We start from the raw sequence: 14,003 nt of genomic DNA, 5'->3' as shown, positions 1-14,003 counted from the left end.
ATGCGTCAGAAAACCATTGATGCGATTATGGCGCATGCTGCAGCTGAATATCCTCTTGAGTGTTGCGGCGTGGTGGCGCAGAAAAGCCGCGTTGAACGTTATTTCCCGTGCCGGAATCTTGCCGCGGCGCCGGAGGACAATTTTGTCCTTTGCCACGAAGACTACGCAGCTGCTGAGGACTGGGGAACGGTGATCGCCATCGTTCACAGTCACCCTGACGCCACAACGCAACCGAGCGAACTGGATAAAGCGCAATGCGACGCAACGCTTTTACCCTGGCATATTGTGAGCTGGCCGGAGGGGGATTTACGCACTATCCAGCCGCGCGGAGAACTGCCGCTACTGGAGCGTCCGTTTGTGCTTGGACACTTCGACTGCTGGGGGCTGGTAATGAGCTATTTCCGGCAAACGCACGGTATCGAGCTCCATGATTACCGGGTGGATTATCCCTGGTGGGAAAACGACTATCCGGACAACTTCTATCAGGATTGCTGGTACGAGTGCGGTTTCCGGGAATTCGACGGGCCACCGAAACCCGGCGATATGGTGATCATGCAGGTCCAGGCTGATAAGTGGAATCACGCTGGGATACTGCTGGAGGGAAATATGCTGCTGCACCACCTGTACGGACATCTGAGCCAGCGCGTGCCGTATGGTGGCTACTGGCAGGAAAGGACGATGAAGATTCTACGTCACAGATCTCTATGCTAACCTTTACGAAATTTCAAAGGAGCATGAAAATGAAAAAGCTATTCTTGGTGCTAGTTATTGGTTTGGCTGGCTGCTCTGTAAACTCCCTCGAATCACAAAAGCCTATTCTTTCTGAGCACACGTCAAAGAGCGCAGATCAGGTTAACAGATGCCTGGCCCCTAAATGGGTGGAGCTTCGATCTTCAAGTTCCAGCATACCAACTGAGTCAGGTTACAAAATAACAGCATCAGACGATATTTTCGGGGCCCTTTCAGTGGTGAATATCGATAAATCAGAAGCAGGCGGAAGCGATGTTAAAGTTTACGCCGTCGCGAAAGGATGGAACGATCACTGGGCTACGGCTGCCAGATCATGCCTTTGAAAAGTTAAAAATAAGCTAAGCCACCTTCGGGTGGCTTTTTTATGGAGAAATAAAATGTCAGAGGTCATGACCCGAATCGAACTCGGCGGTGTTTTGGGTAAAACCTATGGAAAGGTTCACCATCGATTAATACGCACAACCGCTGAGGCGATCAACTCTCTTACAAAAACTATAAACGGGCTGGAGAAATTCCTGATCACCAGCAAAGCAAGGGGCCTGACTTATGCCGTCTTTAAAGATAAAAAAAATATCGGAAAGGATGATTTTGGCTTTCCTGTAACCGGTGAAGTCATTCGAATTGTCCCGGTTGTAATCGGAAGTAAAAAAGCCGGGGTATTACAGACAATTCTTGGCGCCGTGCTCGTCGTTGTTGGGGTAGCCATTGGCTATCTTTCAGGTGGCACTCTATCAGCGGTGGGGTACGGGGCTGCGAAATTCGGTGCAGCCATGATGCTGGGAGGTGTTGTCCAAATGTTATCTCCTCAACCTGCAGGCCTGGCCAGCAAACAAAGCGCAGATAACCGTGCATCGTATGCGTTCGGCGGGGTGACAAATACCGCCGCACAGGGTTACCCGGTACCGCTCCTGTACGGACGCCGGAGAATCGGCGGGGCAATTATTTCTGCCGGAATTTATGTCGAAGATCAGCAGTAGTTAACAAACATTTTTACAAGCCACCTTCGGGTGGCTTTTTTATGGGCGCGATATGGCGAATAAAATTACCGGACGAAAAGGGGGGAGCTCCAGTTCCCGAACTCCTACCGAACAGCCTGATGATCTGCAATCAGTAGCGAAGGCAAAGATCCTCGTTGCGCTTGGGGAAGGGGAGTTTGCTGGACAGCTCACCGGCAAGGATATCTACCTGGACGGAACGGCGCTGGAGAATGCTGACGGTTCCCAGAACTTCAGCGGCGTGACGTGGGAGTTTCGCGCGGGAACGCAGGCGCAAAAATATATTCAGGGTATTCCCGGTACCGAAAACGAAATCAGCGTGGGATCTGAGGTATCAAGTGCTACAGCCTGGACGCGCACGTTTACCAATACGCAGCTTTCAGCAGTTCGCCTGCGTCTGAAATGGCCCTCGCTTTTCAAACAGGAGGACGACGGCGATCTGGTCGGCTACTCGGTCAATTATGCGATTGACCTGCAGACGGACGGCGGCACATGGCAGACGGTACTCAATACCAGCGTGACCGGAAAAACGACGTCTGGTTATGAGCGCAGCCACCGCATCGATTTACCACAGGCTGGCAGCACCTGGACAATCCGCCTGCGTAAGATTACCTCTGACGCCAACAGCGCGAAGATCGGCGACACGATGACGCTGCAGAGCTTCACTGAGGTTATTGACGCCAAGTTACGATATCCAAACACAGCGTTACTCTACATCGAATTCGATTCAAGCCAGTTTAACGGCTCTATCCCGCAGATCTCCTGCGAGCCCCGCGGCCGTGTTATCCGCGTTCCTGATACCTACGACCCTGAAAGCCGCACTTATAGCGGTACATGGACCGGTGCGTTTAAGTGGGCATGGACGGATAACCCTGCGTGGATTTTTTACGATCTGGTTGTTTCTGACCGGTTTGGCCTTGGGCACCGTTTGACCGCTGCGAATATTGATAAATGGACGCTTTATCAGGTTGCCCAGTATTGTGATCAGATGGTACCAGACGGCAAAGGAGGCAACGGTACCGAGCCACGTTACACCTGCAACGTGTACATTCAGGACCGGAACGACGCCTACACAGTCCTGCGCGATTTTGCTGCTATCTTCCGTGGCATGACCTACTGGGGCGGGGATCAGATTGTGGCCCTGGCTGACATGCCGCGCGATGTTGATTACAGCTACACGCGCGCTAACGTTGTTGGCGGTCGATTCACCTATTCGAGCAGCACCACGAAAAGCCGCTACACCACAGCGCTGGTTTCATGGTCAGACCCGGGTAACGCTTATGCCGACGCGATGGAGCCGGTATTTGAGCAGGCGCTGGTGGCGCGATACGGCTTCAATCAGTTGGAAATGACAGCTATCGGCTGCACCAGGCAGTCAGAAGCGAACCGAAAGGGGCGCTGGGGTATTCTCACCAACAATAAGGATCGCGTTGTTTCGTTTGATGTTGGCCTGGACGGAAACATTCCGCAGCCGGGATACATCATCGCCGTGTCAGACGAGCTTCTGTCCGGCAAAGTTATGGGCGGCCGCATCAGTGCTGTTAACGGTCGCGTGATTAAACTTGACCGCGTAGCTGATGCTGCAGCAGGCGATCGCCTTATTCTCAATCTTCCCTCCGGTGCGTCACAGAGCAGGACTATTCAGGCGGTTAACGTGGAATCAGTCACAGTCACCACGGCATACAGTGAGACACCACAGGCCGAAGCTGTATGGGTGGTTGAGTCAGATGAACTCTACGCCCAGCAGTATCGTGTTGTCAGTGTCTCCGATAACAATGATGGTACCTTCTCGATTACCGGCGCATGGCACGACCCGGATAAATATGCCCGTATCGATACCGGAGCCATCATTGACCAGCGGCCGGTGAGTGTGATCCCGCCGGGTAACCAGTCGCCGCCGGCTAACATTGTGATCAGCTCGTTTTCAGTGGTTCAGCAGAATATCAGCGTTGAGACCATGCGGGTGAGCTGGGACCAGGCGCAGAACGCCATCGCCTACGAGGCACAGTGGCGCCGCAATGATGGTAACTGGGTAAACGTGCCGCGCAGCTCCACCAACTCATTTGATGTATCGGGTATTTATGCAGGGCGCTACCTCGTGCGTGTGCGTGCCATTAATGCCGCTGAAATTTCCTCTGGCTGGGGCTATTCCGAAGAAAAAACGCTGACGGGTAAGGTGGGAAATCCGCCAAAACCTGTCGGCTTTGCGACAACGCCGATCAACTGGGGGATTCGCCTGAACTGGGGATTCCCGGCTAATACCGGGGACACGCTGAAAACGGAAATTCAGTACACCGCGAACAGTGATTTCTCAAATCCTCTTTTACTGTCGGATGTGCCTTATCCGTCTGCCGAATACACCCAACTAGGGTTGAAGGCGGGGCAGGAATTCTGGTACCGCGCGCAGCTGGTAGACCGAACGGGTAATGAATCAGGCTGGACCGACTGGGTTCGTGGCGAATCTAATGCGAATGCTGACGACTACCTGGGACATATTGCTGGTGACTTCCTGACGTCTGCCGACGGTGACCGCCTGACAAGCGATATTGATACCAACCTCGAAGCCGCATTACAGAACGTGCTGGCCAACCACGCAACGGCTGAACATCAGTGGGCGCAGTATGGTGAAGTCCGCGCGGATATTCTGGTAATTAAAACGACGGTTGCCAGTGTGGATAAGGCGATGGCTGAGCTGTCTACGCAGGTACAGGCGCAGTTCAATGACGTGACTGCTGCACTGGAAGATAAGCTCACCGCCGTGGTTGATGCTACCGGTGCATCTGCAATTTACACCCTTAAAACCGGGGTTCGAATAAACGGTGTGATGTATAACGCCGGGATGTCGATCGCGGTGCTGGCGGAGGCGGGTAAGCCGGTAGTCACTCGCGTCGGGTTTAACGCCAACCAGTTTGTCCTGATGAGTGGCAGTGGTGATACGCAGTATTCTCCGTTTGCTGTTGTTAATGGTCAGGTATTTATTAGCGATGCGTTTATTCAGAACGCCAGTATCACCAGTGCGAAAATTGCGGATGCTGCGATTACTAACGGCAAAATCTCAGGCGCATTCTGGTCTACGGGCTATAAAATTGCAAATCAGGGCGGTTGGTGTCTGTCTAAGGCTGATAACAACCTGTCATTTACTGGGCCCAGCGGGCGACTGCTGGTACAGCTGGGGCATATTACCGGAGTAGCGCCTAATGTCTGATTTTGGTTTTGATTGCTGGCATGAGGACGGATCATCAGCAAACTTTGGTATTAAACCAATATCAATCATTGGAACGATAAAGCTGAGTGCCGGCCAGACGTCAGGTGCATATTCGTTCAACGTGCCGGCAGGGAAGAGGCTCGGATATATGCTGGGTCTGGCAAAAACTATAGCGTATGTAGAGGGGCGCCGAACAATAGCCGTTTCAGGCAATAGTATTGTAATTGGCGCAGGCACTGATAACTCTCTGAACCAGCCTCAGGCAAATGAGAGCTATGTTTTTGTTTTTCTGGAAAATGCATAATGGCTAACAGATATGGTGCGTTATTATCGTTGAAAAGCGGCGAAACATTTATCACCCCCCAGTCAGTACCTGTTTGTCTGTATTCAAAGCAGACGTTTTCGTCAGTATCGAATGGTGCTCTACATTATATTGAGCAACTGGTTAATATACCTGATGCAACACAACCTGTTATCCCGTTTGTTCTGACATCCCGTCAGGCCGCGTGTGCTGTCTGGATTGAATCAAACGGACAACTGGCTGTACGGGCCTATGAGATACTAAATACCGCATTTACCCTGACAGTCTATTTATTCACTATATTCCCTCAGCCCATGCCAAATCCTCCGTATGGGTTGGCTGTCTGGGACGACCAGACGGGGAATCTGGTTATTACTCATGAATCGAAAATCCTGACGGACGTGGTAACTGTCGGAACAATCGGGGCAAATGGAGGCATTTATATTGACGAGAGCAGAGCGGGTAAATGGGCAATTATCCCGGATGTTGCAGGTCAGCAGGTATGGCGAATATCTGGCGGTGGACCGGGCGGTCAGCTCTGGCCTGTTCCGGTTACTTTTACAGCTGTATATAACGGGGCCAGCACCCGAATTTATACCGCTGCCACTCAGGCAATTCCATCTGGTAGCGCGCAGCCAATGGCCCCTGTAAATGCAGGTAATACAGTTATTGCAGTTGAAGTGTCAAAATATTGAATGCCTGTACGATCGTTTTAAACGATCAATGTATTTTAAATGATCTGTTAAATCTATTATCTATTGTTGTCCGCTATTGATATTTTGAATATGAATAACTACAGCGAGTAACAATATGAAAATTATATTAATCGTTCTTGCATTTTTATCATTAACTGCATGTTCCGGCACTCTCGAAAAGAAATTACCCTTATGTACAGCAACGGCGATGATCGGCAATCAGGAAACAGACGTGCTCATTTACGGGATACGTAAAATTGTAAACCAGACACAATATCAGGCCGGTTATCCATTTAACTGGCGATGGGTGAATAAGAATAATTTCACCAGTTCGAACTGTTCGAATTAAACCTACAAAAAATAACCCGCTCCGGTGGGTTTTTTATTATCTGAATTCAGGAGATATCCATGTCAGCAGGAACGTTAACCCTTAACAATAACTCAGCCTCGGTTGCCGGAACTGACACCACTTTCACCACTGAGTTAGCTGCAGGTGATTTTATTGTGGTTGTCGTGGGTGGTGTGCCTTTCACACTTCCCGTACTGGAAGTTAACAGCAATACACGGCTGACGCTGGTCAGTAATTACACCGGGCCGCGAGCGAGAGGAGCCGCCTGGTCTGCCGTTCCCCGCGTGGCGCTGAATATGGTCACTGCCGCAATGGTCGTTCAGAATACCCAGGCGCTTCTCAGCCTGAACTACGACAAACAGAACTGGCAGCAGGTATTCAGCGGCACCGGAACCATCACTGTCAGATTGCCTGACGGCACTACCTTCACCGGACCGTCATGGAAATACCTTGCCGATAATATGGCCACAAAAGTTGACGGCGTGGTGCCATTAAATCAGGGAGGCACAGGATCATCGTCACCATTTGGTAGTGTTGCTGGTTCATTTTGTCAGGGTAATGATGCCAGACTGAACAGTATTGATAAAAAGGGTGGGGGAACGATAAACGGAAACGCCACGATAGGCGGGTGGATCCGGACAGTGATGACAGCACCAGGAGCTCCGGCAGATGGTGGAAACTACAGTGGCTGGAATACCTCAAGCGGCGCGTCTGAGTACATCAACCAGCGTGGCGAAGGTGCGGGTGGGCATCGATTTACCGTGGTGAATAAAGACCTCAGCCTGGCCGCTGCATTCTCCATGTCTGCAAATGGCAATGCCTATGCCGCCAATGGTTCATGGGTCAGTGCCACATCCAGCAGGAAAACCAAAGATCAGATTAAGGAAATAGACAATCCGCGGGAGAAAATGCGGCGTATTCAGGCGGCGACCTGGGTTTATAAGTCCAGGGACATGTCGGGGAGATTTGGTATAGGGGTTATTGCAGATGAACTATATGAGGTATTCCCTGAGGCCAGAATAACCGTTGGAGATGTTGAACTGGATGACGGAAGCATAGTTAAAGATGCGTTGTCAGTACAGGCCGGTGACAGTGGGGTAACTGTCGCCCTCCATCATGCGACAATTCTGTCTTTGATGGATGAAAACGAAGCGCAGCAGAAAGAAATCAATCAACTGAAAGAAGACATGGTGGCGCTGAAGAAAATTGTTGAACAACTCGCCGCCAGATAATTCTGCTCTGGACCATTAAAAGTGGCACAAGGTTTAGCATCGGTTCGCAAGGCTTAGTGCTGCTTTTCGGGGGGTGTGGATGGGGCATGCATGGGGCAAAAATGTTTGCTTTGGGGCATTTTGGGGCATGATTGGGACGTTATAACACGTATGAACTTTACCGAATTTCACATGATGTTAATTTTTAATGTGTTGAATATACTAAAGAAAACACATGCTCTTGGGCGTTCTTTAGTGATTTTTAAAATATCCGCGTCACGCAGTTAAAGTGGCGGGCATACTCTTCAAGGCTGGTGATCCCCAGACGCACCCATTTGGGATGCGCCCACTGGGGTAAACCGATATAAATCATAGCGCTTGCAGGATCTCATCCACGCTGCGTACGCGTGCGATACGCGGGAAAATATGCGTCATGCTGCCCTGATGTTGCTCAGCGCTGGCGGCACTACAGGCGTTTTCTGCAACGATCAGATTAAAACCCAGCTCCCACGCATTTCGCGCCGTTGACTCCACGCCAATATTTGTGGAAATGCCGCACAGGACGATGGTCTCGATGCCCCGACGACGCAGTTGTAATTCCAGATCGGTGCCGTAGAAAGCCCCCCACTGGCGTTTGGTCACTTCGAGGTCGCTGGCGCATTTACCCAGAGCGCTCGGGTAATTCCACCAGTTTTCGGGTAACGCTTTGGCCGGAGCGTGAGCATCAACTGGCTGTTTCAGCGCTTCGGCATAATCGTCAGACCAGCCGACGCGCACCATTACCACCGGGGAACCGTGGGCACGGAATTTTTCCGCCAACTGCGCGGCGCGGGCAACCACGTCGTTTGCCGAGTATGGGCCGCCAGCGAAAGGCAGGATACCTTCCTGTAGATCAATAACAACAAGAGCGGTTGTTTTTGCGTTCAGTTCCAGCATGATCACTCCAGTAAAAAAAGAATTCCGTTACACCTTAATCGCGAATCAGTGTGAAAGGGACGACAATTTTTGTTATTTTTTGTGAGATTACGCAATGCCCGTCCAGGAAACAGGCGTACAGTCAGTACCGGACTTATCGTGCGGCAGAATTTCCAGTATAATAGCCGCCTTTTTTCATTCAGTTGTGACATTCAGCTAAAGCTGCGACTTCGTCACCTGCGAGACAGGTGACAATCCGCCTGCGGCAAAGTTAAGGGATATCTCATGCGTACAGAATATTGCGGACAGCTACGTCTGTCCCACGAGGGGCAGCAGGTGACTCTGTGTGGTTGGGTCAACCGTCGTCGTGATCTTGGTAGCCTGATCTTTATCGATATGCGCGACCGCGAAGGTATCGTGCAGGTATTTTTCGATCCGGACCGTGCGGATGCGTTAAAGCTGGCCTCCGAACTGCGTAATGAGTTCTGTATCCAGGTTACGGGCACCGTGCGTGCGCGTGACGCGAAAAACGTCAACGCCGATATGGCGACTGGCGAAATTGAAGTGCTGGCCTCCGATCTGACCATCATCAACCGTTCAGACTCGCTGCCGCTGGACTCTAACCACGTAAACACCGAAGAAGCGCGACTGAAGTATCGCTACCTGGATCTGCGTCGCCCTGAAATGGCGCAGCGCCTGAAAACGCGTGCCAAAATTACCAGCCTGGTGCGTCGTTTTATGGACGATCACGGCTTCCTCGACATCGAAACTCCGATGCTGACCAAAGCTACGCCGGAAGGCGCGCGCGATTACCTGGTTCCTTCTCGTGTTCATAAAGGTAAGTTCTACGCGCTGCCGCAGTCTCCTCAGCTGTTTAAACAGCTGCTGATGATGTCCGGTTTTGACCGCTACTATCAGATCGTAAAATGCTTCCGTGATGAAGACTTACGTGCTGACCGTCAGCCTGAATTTACTCAGATCGATGTTGAGACTTCCTTCATGACCGCGCCGCAGGTGCGTGAAGTGATGGAAGCGCTGGTGCGTAACCTGTGGCTGGAAGTTAAAGGTGTGGATCTGGGTGATTTCCCGATCATGACCTTTGCCGAAGCCGAGCGTCGTTACGGTTCTGATAAACCAGACCTGCGTAACCCGATGGAACTGGTTGACGTTGCCGATCTGGTGAAAGGCGTTGAGTTCGCCGTGTTCTCTGGTCCGGCGAACGATGCGAAAGGCCGCGTGGCTGCCCTGCGTGTACCGGGCGGTGCGAGCTTAAGCCGTAAGCAGATCGACGATTACGGTAACTTTATTAAGATTTACGGCGCGAAAGGTCTGGCTTACATCAAAGTCACCGAGCGTGCGAAAGGCCTGGAAGGCATCACCAGCCCGGTTGCTAAGTTCCTGAACGCAGAAATCGTAGATGCGATTCTGGAGCGTACTGGTGCGCAAGACGGCGACATGATTTTCTTCGGTGCCGACAACAAGAAAGTGGTTGCCGACGCGATGGGCGCGCTGCGTCTGAAACTGGGCAAAGACCTGAACATTACCGACGAAGCCAAATGGGCGCCGCTGTGGGTTATCGACTTCCCGATGTTTGAAGACGATGGTGAAGGCGGTCTGACCGCGATGCACCACCCGTTCACCGCGCCAAAAGACATGACTGCCGCTGAGCTGAAAGCTGCGCCGGAAGACGCGGTTGCCAACGCTTACGATATGGTCATCAACGGCTATGAAGTGGGCGGTGGTTCCGTGCGTATTCACAACGGTGATATGCAGCAGACGGTATTCGGCATTCTGGGCATTAACGAGCAAGAACAGCGCGAGAAGTTCGGCTTCCTGCTGGATGCGCTAAAATACGGTACACCGCCGCATGCGGGCCTGGCGTTTGGTCTGGATCGTCTGACGATGCTGCTGACCGGTACTGACAACATTCGTGACGTTATTGCCTTCCCGAAAACCACGGCTGCAGCATGTCTGATGACTGAAGCACCAAGCTTTGCCAATGAAGCCGCGCTGGCGGAACTGAGCATTCAGGTTGTTAAGAAGGCCGAGAATAACTGATATGAGATACAAACAGCCTGTCTCGGTGTTAGTCGTGATTTATGCAAAGGACACCGGGAGAGTGCTGATGTTACAGCGACGCGACGATCCTGATTTCTGGCAGTCGGTCACCGGCAGCCTTGAAGAGGGTGAAACCGCGTCGCAAGCCGCGATGCGCGAAGTAAAGGAAGAGGTCGCCATTGATGTTGCGACTGAGCAACTGACCTTAATTGACTGTCAGCGCACGGTGGAATTTGAGATTTTTAGCCATTTACGTCATCGCTATGCGCCGGGAATTGAGCGTAATACTGAATCCTGGTTTTGCCTGGCACTTCCCTCTGAACGAGAGATCGTGTTCACCGAACATCTGACCTACCGTTGGGTTAATGCGCACGAAGCCGCGCAGTTAACCAAGTCGTGGAGTAACCGGCAGGCGATTGAAGAGTTTGTAATTAACGTCGCCTGAAAAGGCGCGCTTTTTGGAGAGATTATTTATGGCAGGTCATAGTAAATGGGCCAACACCAGACATCGTAAAGCAGCGCAGGATGCTAAACGCGGTAAAATTTTCACCAAAATCATTCGTGAGCTGGTGACGGCAGCCAAACTGGGCGGCGGCGATCCGGATGCTAACCCACGTCTGCGCGCCGCGGTTGATAAAGCGCTGGCAAATAACATGACCCGTGACACCCTGAACCGTGCAATCGCGCGTGGTGTTGGTGGCGACGATGATGCGAACATGGAAACCATCATCTATGAAGGTTACGGTCCTGGCGGAACAGCCGTTATGATTGAGTGTCTGTCTGACAACCGTAACCGTACCGTTGCGGAAGTGCGTCACGCATTCACTAAAACGGGCGGCAACCTCGGTACCGACGGTTCCGTAGCTTACCTGTTCAGCAAAAAAGGCGTGATCTCTTTTGAACAAGGCGACGAAGACGCCATTATGGAAGCGGCACTGGAAGCGGGCGCTGAAGACGTTGTGACCTTCGACGACGGCGCGATTGACGTTTACACCGCGTGGGAAGAGATGGGCAAAGTGCGTGATGCGCTGGAAGCGGCTGGTCTGAAAGCGGACGCGGCTGAAGTGTCTATGATCCCCTCCACCAAAGCGGATATGGATGCAGAAACGGCACCGAAGCTGATGCGTCTGATCGATATGCTGGAAGACTGCGACGACGTGCAGGAAGTTTACCACAACGGCGAAATCTCCGATGAGGTTGCTGCAACGCTCGAATGATGTGGTTAAGCCATAAACTAACAGGAGATGCGTGATGTCTATCATTCTCGGCATTGACCCGGGGTCGCGCATCACCGGTTATGGCGTAATCCGTCAGGTCGGCAGACAGCTGACCTACCTCGGTAGCGGCTGCATTCGCACCAAAGTCGACGATCTTCCATCACGTCTGAAGTTGATTTATGCAGGCGTGACGGAAATCATCACCCAGTTCCAGCCCGACTATTTTGCCATTGAGCAGGTCTTTATGGCGAAGAATGCCGACTCGGCGCTAAAGCTGGGGCAGGCGCGCGGCGTGGCAATCGTTGCGGCTACCAATCAGGATCTTCCGGTCTTTGAGTACGCTGCCCGCCAGGTAAAACAGACCGTGGTGGGTATCGGCAGCGCAGAAAAAAGCCAGGTTCAGCATATGGTGCGCACGCTGCTAAAACTCCCGGCAAATCCGCAGGCGGATGCCGCGGATGCGCTGGCGATTGCTATTACCCATTGCCACGTCAGCCAGAACGCCATGCAAATGAGCGAGTCGCGGCTGAATCTGGCGCGAGGTCGGTTACGTTAGTGATAAATGAGGCTGGATATCTATCCAGCCTTTTTTTATGATAGCGCATTACCTTTTAGCCCTTAACGCAGGAGCGTCACGTGATAGGCAGACTCAGAGGCATCATTCTTGAAAAACAACCCCCGCTGGTCCTTCTGGAAACCGGCGGAGTAGGCTATGAAGTCCATATGCCGATGACCTGTTTCTACGAGTTGCCGGAAGCCGGGCAGGAAGCGATTATCTTCACCCATTTTGTGGTGCGTGAAGACGCTCAACTGCTATATGGTTTTAACAACAAACAAGAACGCACGCTGTTTAAAGAGTTAATCAAAACCAATGGCGTCGGGCCGAAGCTGGCGCTGGCGATCCTCTCTGGTATGTCTGCACAGCAGTTCGTTAATGCCGTTGAGCGCGAAGAACTTGGCGCGCTGGTGAAATTACCGGGCATAGGTAAGAAAACCGCAGAGCGTTTGATTGTAGAAATGAAAGACCGCTTTAAAGGCCTGCATGGCGATCTCTTCACGCCGGCGGCTGACCTGGTCCTGACCTCTCCGGCCAGTCCTGCAACGGATGACGCCGAGCAGGAAGCGGTTGCTGCGCTGGTGGCGTTAGGCTATAAACCACAGGAAGCCAGCCGCATGGTGAGCAAAATTGCTCGCCCTGATGCCAGCAGTGAAACCCTGATTCGTGAAGCGCTTCGCGCGGCATTGTGAGGTAAAGGATGATTGAAGCAGATCGCCTGATTTCGGCTGTCAGCACGACCCCTGAAGATCTGGTGGATCGCGCGATCCGCCCCAAATTGCTGGAAGAGTATATTGGCCAGCCTCAGGTGCGTTCGCAAATGGAAATTTTTATCCAGGCGGCGAAGCTGCGCGGTGAAGCCCTCGATCACCTGCTGATTTTCGGTCCTCCAGGTCTCGGTAAAACCACGCTTGCCAATATTGTTGCCAATGAAATGGGCGTTAATCTGCGCACCACTTCCGGTCCGGTACTGGAAAAAGCGGGCGATCTGGCGGCAATGCTCACCAACCTTGAACCGCACGATGTGCTGTTTATCGATGAAATCCATCGCCTGTCACCGGTGGTGGAAGAGGTGCTGTATCCGGCGATGGAAGATTATCAGCTGGATATCATGATTGGCGAAGGACCAGCCGCACGTTCGATTAAGATCGATCTGCCGCCGTTTACCCTGATCGGGGCGACGACGCGCGCCGGTTCGTTAACGTCTCCGCTGCGTGACCGCTTCGGTATTGTACAGCGCCTGGAATTCTATCAGGTGGCAGACCTGCAGCACATTGTTGGACGCAGCGCCCGCTTTATGGGACTGGAAATGAGCGATGAAGGCGCATTGGAAGTGGCACGCCGCGCCCGTGGTACGCCGCGTATCGCCAACCGTTTATTACGCCGGGTACGTGACTTCTCCGAAGTGAAGCATGACGGCACAATTTCAGCAGATATTGCCGCTCAGGCACTGGATATGCTCAATGTGGATGCGGAAGGATTCGATTATATGGACCGTAAGCTGCTGCTGGCGGTTATCGATAAGTTCTTCGGTGGACCGGTAGGACTGGATAACCTGGCGGCGGCGATTGGGGAAGAGCGTGAAACCATTGAGGACGTGCTGGAGCCGTATCTGATTCAGCAAGGTTTTCTGCAGCGAACTCCGCGCGGACGTATGGCAACGGTGCGGGCGTGGAACCACTTTGGCATTACACCGCCGGAAATGCCATAAGACTCAATAATCCCTGATGGCGCTACGCCTGGCAGGCCTA

General features: G+C 52.3%; 14 protein-coding genes and 1 pseudogene. 13 read left to right on the top strand and 2 right to left on the bottom strand.

What is annotated here, in order from left to right; translation table 11 throughout:
- From GPJ68_RS13740 to GPJ68_RS13710, 7 genes are all read left to right on the top strand, one after another.
- On the top strand, nucleotides 1-711 hold the full coding sequence (locus tag GPJ68_RS13740) for a C40 family peptidase (protein WP_088728406.1): 711 nt from the start codon (nucleotides 1-3) through the stop codon (nucleotides 709-711).
- A gap of 29 nt (nucleotides 712-740) precedes the next feature.
- A complete protein-coding gene (locus tag GPJ68_RS13735) occupies nucleotides 741-1,073 on the top strand; it encodes a hypothetical protein (RefSeq protein WP_223861874.1) in 333 nt (110 codons plus the stop codon).
- Nucleotides 1,074-1,127: 54 nt separating this feature from the next.
- Complete coding sequence (locus GPJ68_RS13730) at nucleotides 1,128-1,727, top strand: tail assembly protein (RefSeq protein ID WP_180836720.1); 600 nt, start codon at nucleotides 1,128-1,130, stop codon at nucleotides 1,725-1,727.
- 52 nt (nucleotides 1,728-1,779) lie between these two features.
- The gene (locus GPJ68_RS13725) at nucleotides 1,780-4,950 is read left to right on the top strand and encodes a host specificity protein J (RefSeq protein ID WP_180836718.1); all 3,171 of its coding nucleotides are present in this window, start codon (nucleotides 1,780-1,782) and stop codon (nucleotides 4,948-4,950) included.
- Complete coding sequence (locus GPJ68_RS13720) at nucleotides 4,943-5,254, top strand: hypothetical protein (protein WP_104651396.1); 312 nt, start codon at nucleotides 4,943-4,945, stop codon at nucleotides 5,252-5,254. The genes GPJ68_RS13725 and GPJ68_RS13720 overlap by 8 nt, the downstream gene beginning before the upstream one ends.
- Nucleotides 5,254-5,946, top strand: coding sequence for a hypothetical protein (locus tag GPJ68_RS13715; protein ID WP_104651395.1), 693 nt, complete (start codon nucleotides 5,254-5,256; stop codon nucleotides 5,944-5,946). The genes GPJ68_RS13720 and GPJ68_RS13715 overlap by 1 nt, the downstream gene beginning before the upstream one ends.
- A 408-nt stretch (nucleotides 5,947-6,354) precedes the next feature.
- Nucleotides 6,355-7,527, top strand: a complete 1,173-nt coding sequence (locus tag GPJ68_RS13710) for a tail fiber domain-containing protein (RefSeq protein WP_180836716.1) — start codon at nucleotides 6,355-6,357, stop codon at nucleotides 7,525-7,527.
- Between the two features lie 256 nt (nucleotides 7,528-7,783).
- Here the strand turns inward: GPJ68_RS13710 and GPJ68_RS25210 are convergent.
- A pseudogene (locus GPJ68_RS25210) lies at nucleotides 7,784-7,879 on the bottom strand (hypothetical protein); the annotation flags it as partial.
- A complete protein-coding gene (locus tag GPJ68_RS13705; protein WP_016156803.1) occupies nucleotides 7,876-8,442 on the bottom strand; it encodes a hydrolase in 567 nt (188 codons plus the stop codon). The gene GPJ68_RS13705 and the pseudogene GPJ68_RS25210, both read right to left, overlap by 4 nt.
- Before the next feature lie 264 nt (nucleotides 8,443-8,706).
- On the opposite strand from GPJ68_RS13705, the gene aspS reads away from it, so the two are divergent.
- The 6 genes from aspS to ruvB all read left to right on the top strand — a co-directional run bounded on the left by aspS (nucleotide 8,707) and on the right by ruvB (nucleotide 13,963).
- Nucleotides 8,707-10,479 carry an aspartate--tRNA ligase gene (aspS, locus tag GPJ68_RS13700; protein ID WP_016153415.1) on the top strand — a complete coding sequence of 591 codons (1,773 nt, stop codon included), beginning with the start codon at nucleotides 8,707-8,709 and terminating at the stop codon, nucleotides 10,477-10,479.
- Nucleotide 10,480: 1 nt separating this feature from the next.
- The gene (gene nudB / locus GPJ68_RS13695; RefSeq protein WP_016153414.1) at nucleotides 10,481-10,924 is read left to right on the top strand and encodes a dihydroneopterin triphosphate diphosphatase; all 444 of its coding nucleotides are present in this window, start codon (nucleotides 10,481-10,483) and stop codon (nucleotides 10,922-10,924) included.
- A gap of 28 nt (nucleotides 10,925-10,952) precedes the next feature.
- Nucleotides 10,953-11,696: a YebC/PmpR family DNA-binding transcriptional regulator gene (locus GPJ68_RS13690; protein WP_016153413.1), complete on the top strand. Its 744-nt coding sequence runs from the start codon at nucleotides 10,953-10,955 to the stop codon at nucleotides 11,694-11,696.
- A gap of 34 nt (nucleotides 11,697-11,730) precedes the next feature.
- Nucleotides 11,731-12,252 carry a crossover junction endodeoxyribonuclease RuvC gene (gene ruvC / locus GPJ68_RS13685; RefSeq protein ID WP_003034867.1) on the top strand — a complete coding sequence of 174 codons (522 nt, stop codon included), beginning with the start codon at nucleotides 11,731-11,733 and terminating at the stop codon, nucleotides 12,250-12,252.
- Between the two features lie 80 nt (nucleotides 12,253-12,332).
- Nucleotides 12,333-12,944, top strand: a complete 612-nt coding sequence (ruvA, locus tag GPJ68_RS13680; RefSeq protein WP_016153412.1) for a Holliday junction branch migration protein RuvA — start codon at nucleotides 12,333-12,335, stop codon at nucleotides 12,942-12,944.
- 8 nt (nucleotides 12,945-12,952) lie between these two features.
- Nucleotides 12,953-13,963: a Holliday junction branch migration DNA helicase RuvB gene (gene ruvB / locus GPJ68_RS13675; protein WP_016153411.1), complete on the top strand. Its 1,011-nt coding sequence runs from the start codon at nucleotides 12,953-12,955 to the stop codon at nucleotides 13,961-13,963.
- The last annotated feature ends 40 nt before the right edge of the window (nucleotides 13,964-14,003 follow it).

The organism is Citrobacter sp. 172116965 (assembly GCF_013458095.1).
In the GTDB taxonomy this organism is placed as follows: Bacteria; Pseudomonadota; Gammaproteobacteria; order Enterobacterales; family Enterobacteriaceae; genus Citrobacter; species Citrobacter braakii.
This window is presented reverse-complemented; position numbering and strand designations above follow the sequence as displayed.

Bases quoted from the DNA above. Each gene is read 5' to 3' on its own strand.
- nudB (WP_016153414.1), top strand. From the start codon at position 10,481: ATGAGATACAAACAGCCTGTCTCGGTGTTAGTCGTGATTTATGCAAAG.
- aspS (WP_016153415.1), top strand. From the start codon at position 8,707: ATGCGTACAGAATATTGCGGACAGCTACGTCTGTCCCACGAGGGGCAG.
- GPJ68_RS13725 (WP_180836718.1), top strand. From the start codon at position 1,780: ATGGCGAATAAAATTACCGGACGAAAAGGGGGGAGCTCCAGTTCCCGA.
- GPJ68_RS13730 (WP_180836720.1), top strand. From the start codon at position 1,128: ATGTCAGAGGTCATGACCCGAATCGAACTCGGCGGTGTTTTGGGTAAA.
- GPJ68_RS13705 (WP_016156803.1), bottom strand. From the start codon at position 8,442: ATGCTGGAACTGAACGCAAAAACAACCGCTCTTGTTGTTATTGATCTA.
- GPJ68_RS13690 (WP_016153413.1), top strand. From the start codon at position 10,953: ATGGCAGGTCATAGTAAATGGGCCAACACCAGACATCGTAAAGCAGCG.
- GPJ68_RS13715 (WP_104651395.1), top strand. From the start codon at position 5,254: ATGGCTAACAGATATGGTGCGTTATTATCGTTGAAAAGCGGCGAAACA.
- GPJ68_RS13720 (WP_104651396.1), top strand. From the start codon at position 4,943: ATGTCTGATTTTGGTTTTGATTGCTGGCATGAGGACGGATCATCAGCA.
- GPJ68_RS13710 (WP_180836716.1), top strand. From the start codon at position 6,355: ATGTCAGCAGGAACGTTAACCCTTAACAATAACTCAGCCTCGGTTGCC.
- GPJ68_RS13735 (WP_223861874.1), top strand. From the start codon at position 741: ATGAAAAAGCTATTCTTGGTGCTAGTTATTGGTTTGGCTGGCTGCTCT.
- ruvC (WP_003034867.1), top strand. From the start codon at position 11,731: ATGTCTATCATTCTCGGCATTGACCCGGGGTCGCGCATCACCGGTTAT.
- GPJ68_RS13740 (WP_088728406.1), top strand. From the start codon at position 1: ATGCGTCAGAAAACCATTGATGCGATTATGGCGCATGCTGCAGCTGAA.
- ruvB (WP_016153411.1), top strand. From the start codon at position 12,953: ATGATTGAAGCAGATCGCCTGATTTCGGCTGTCAGCACGACCCCTGAA.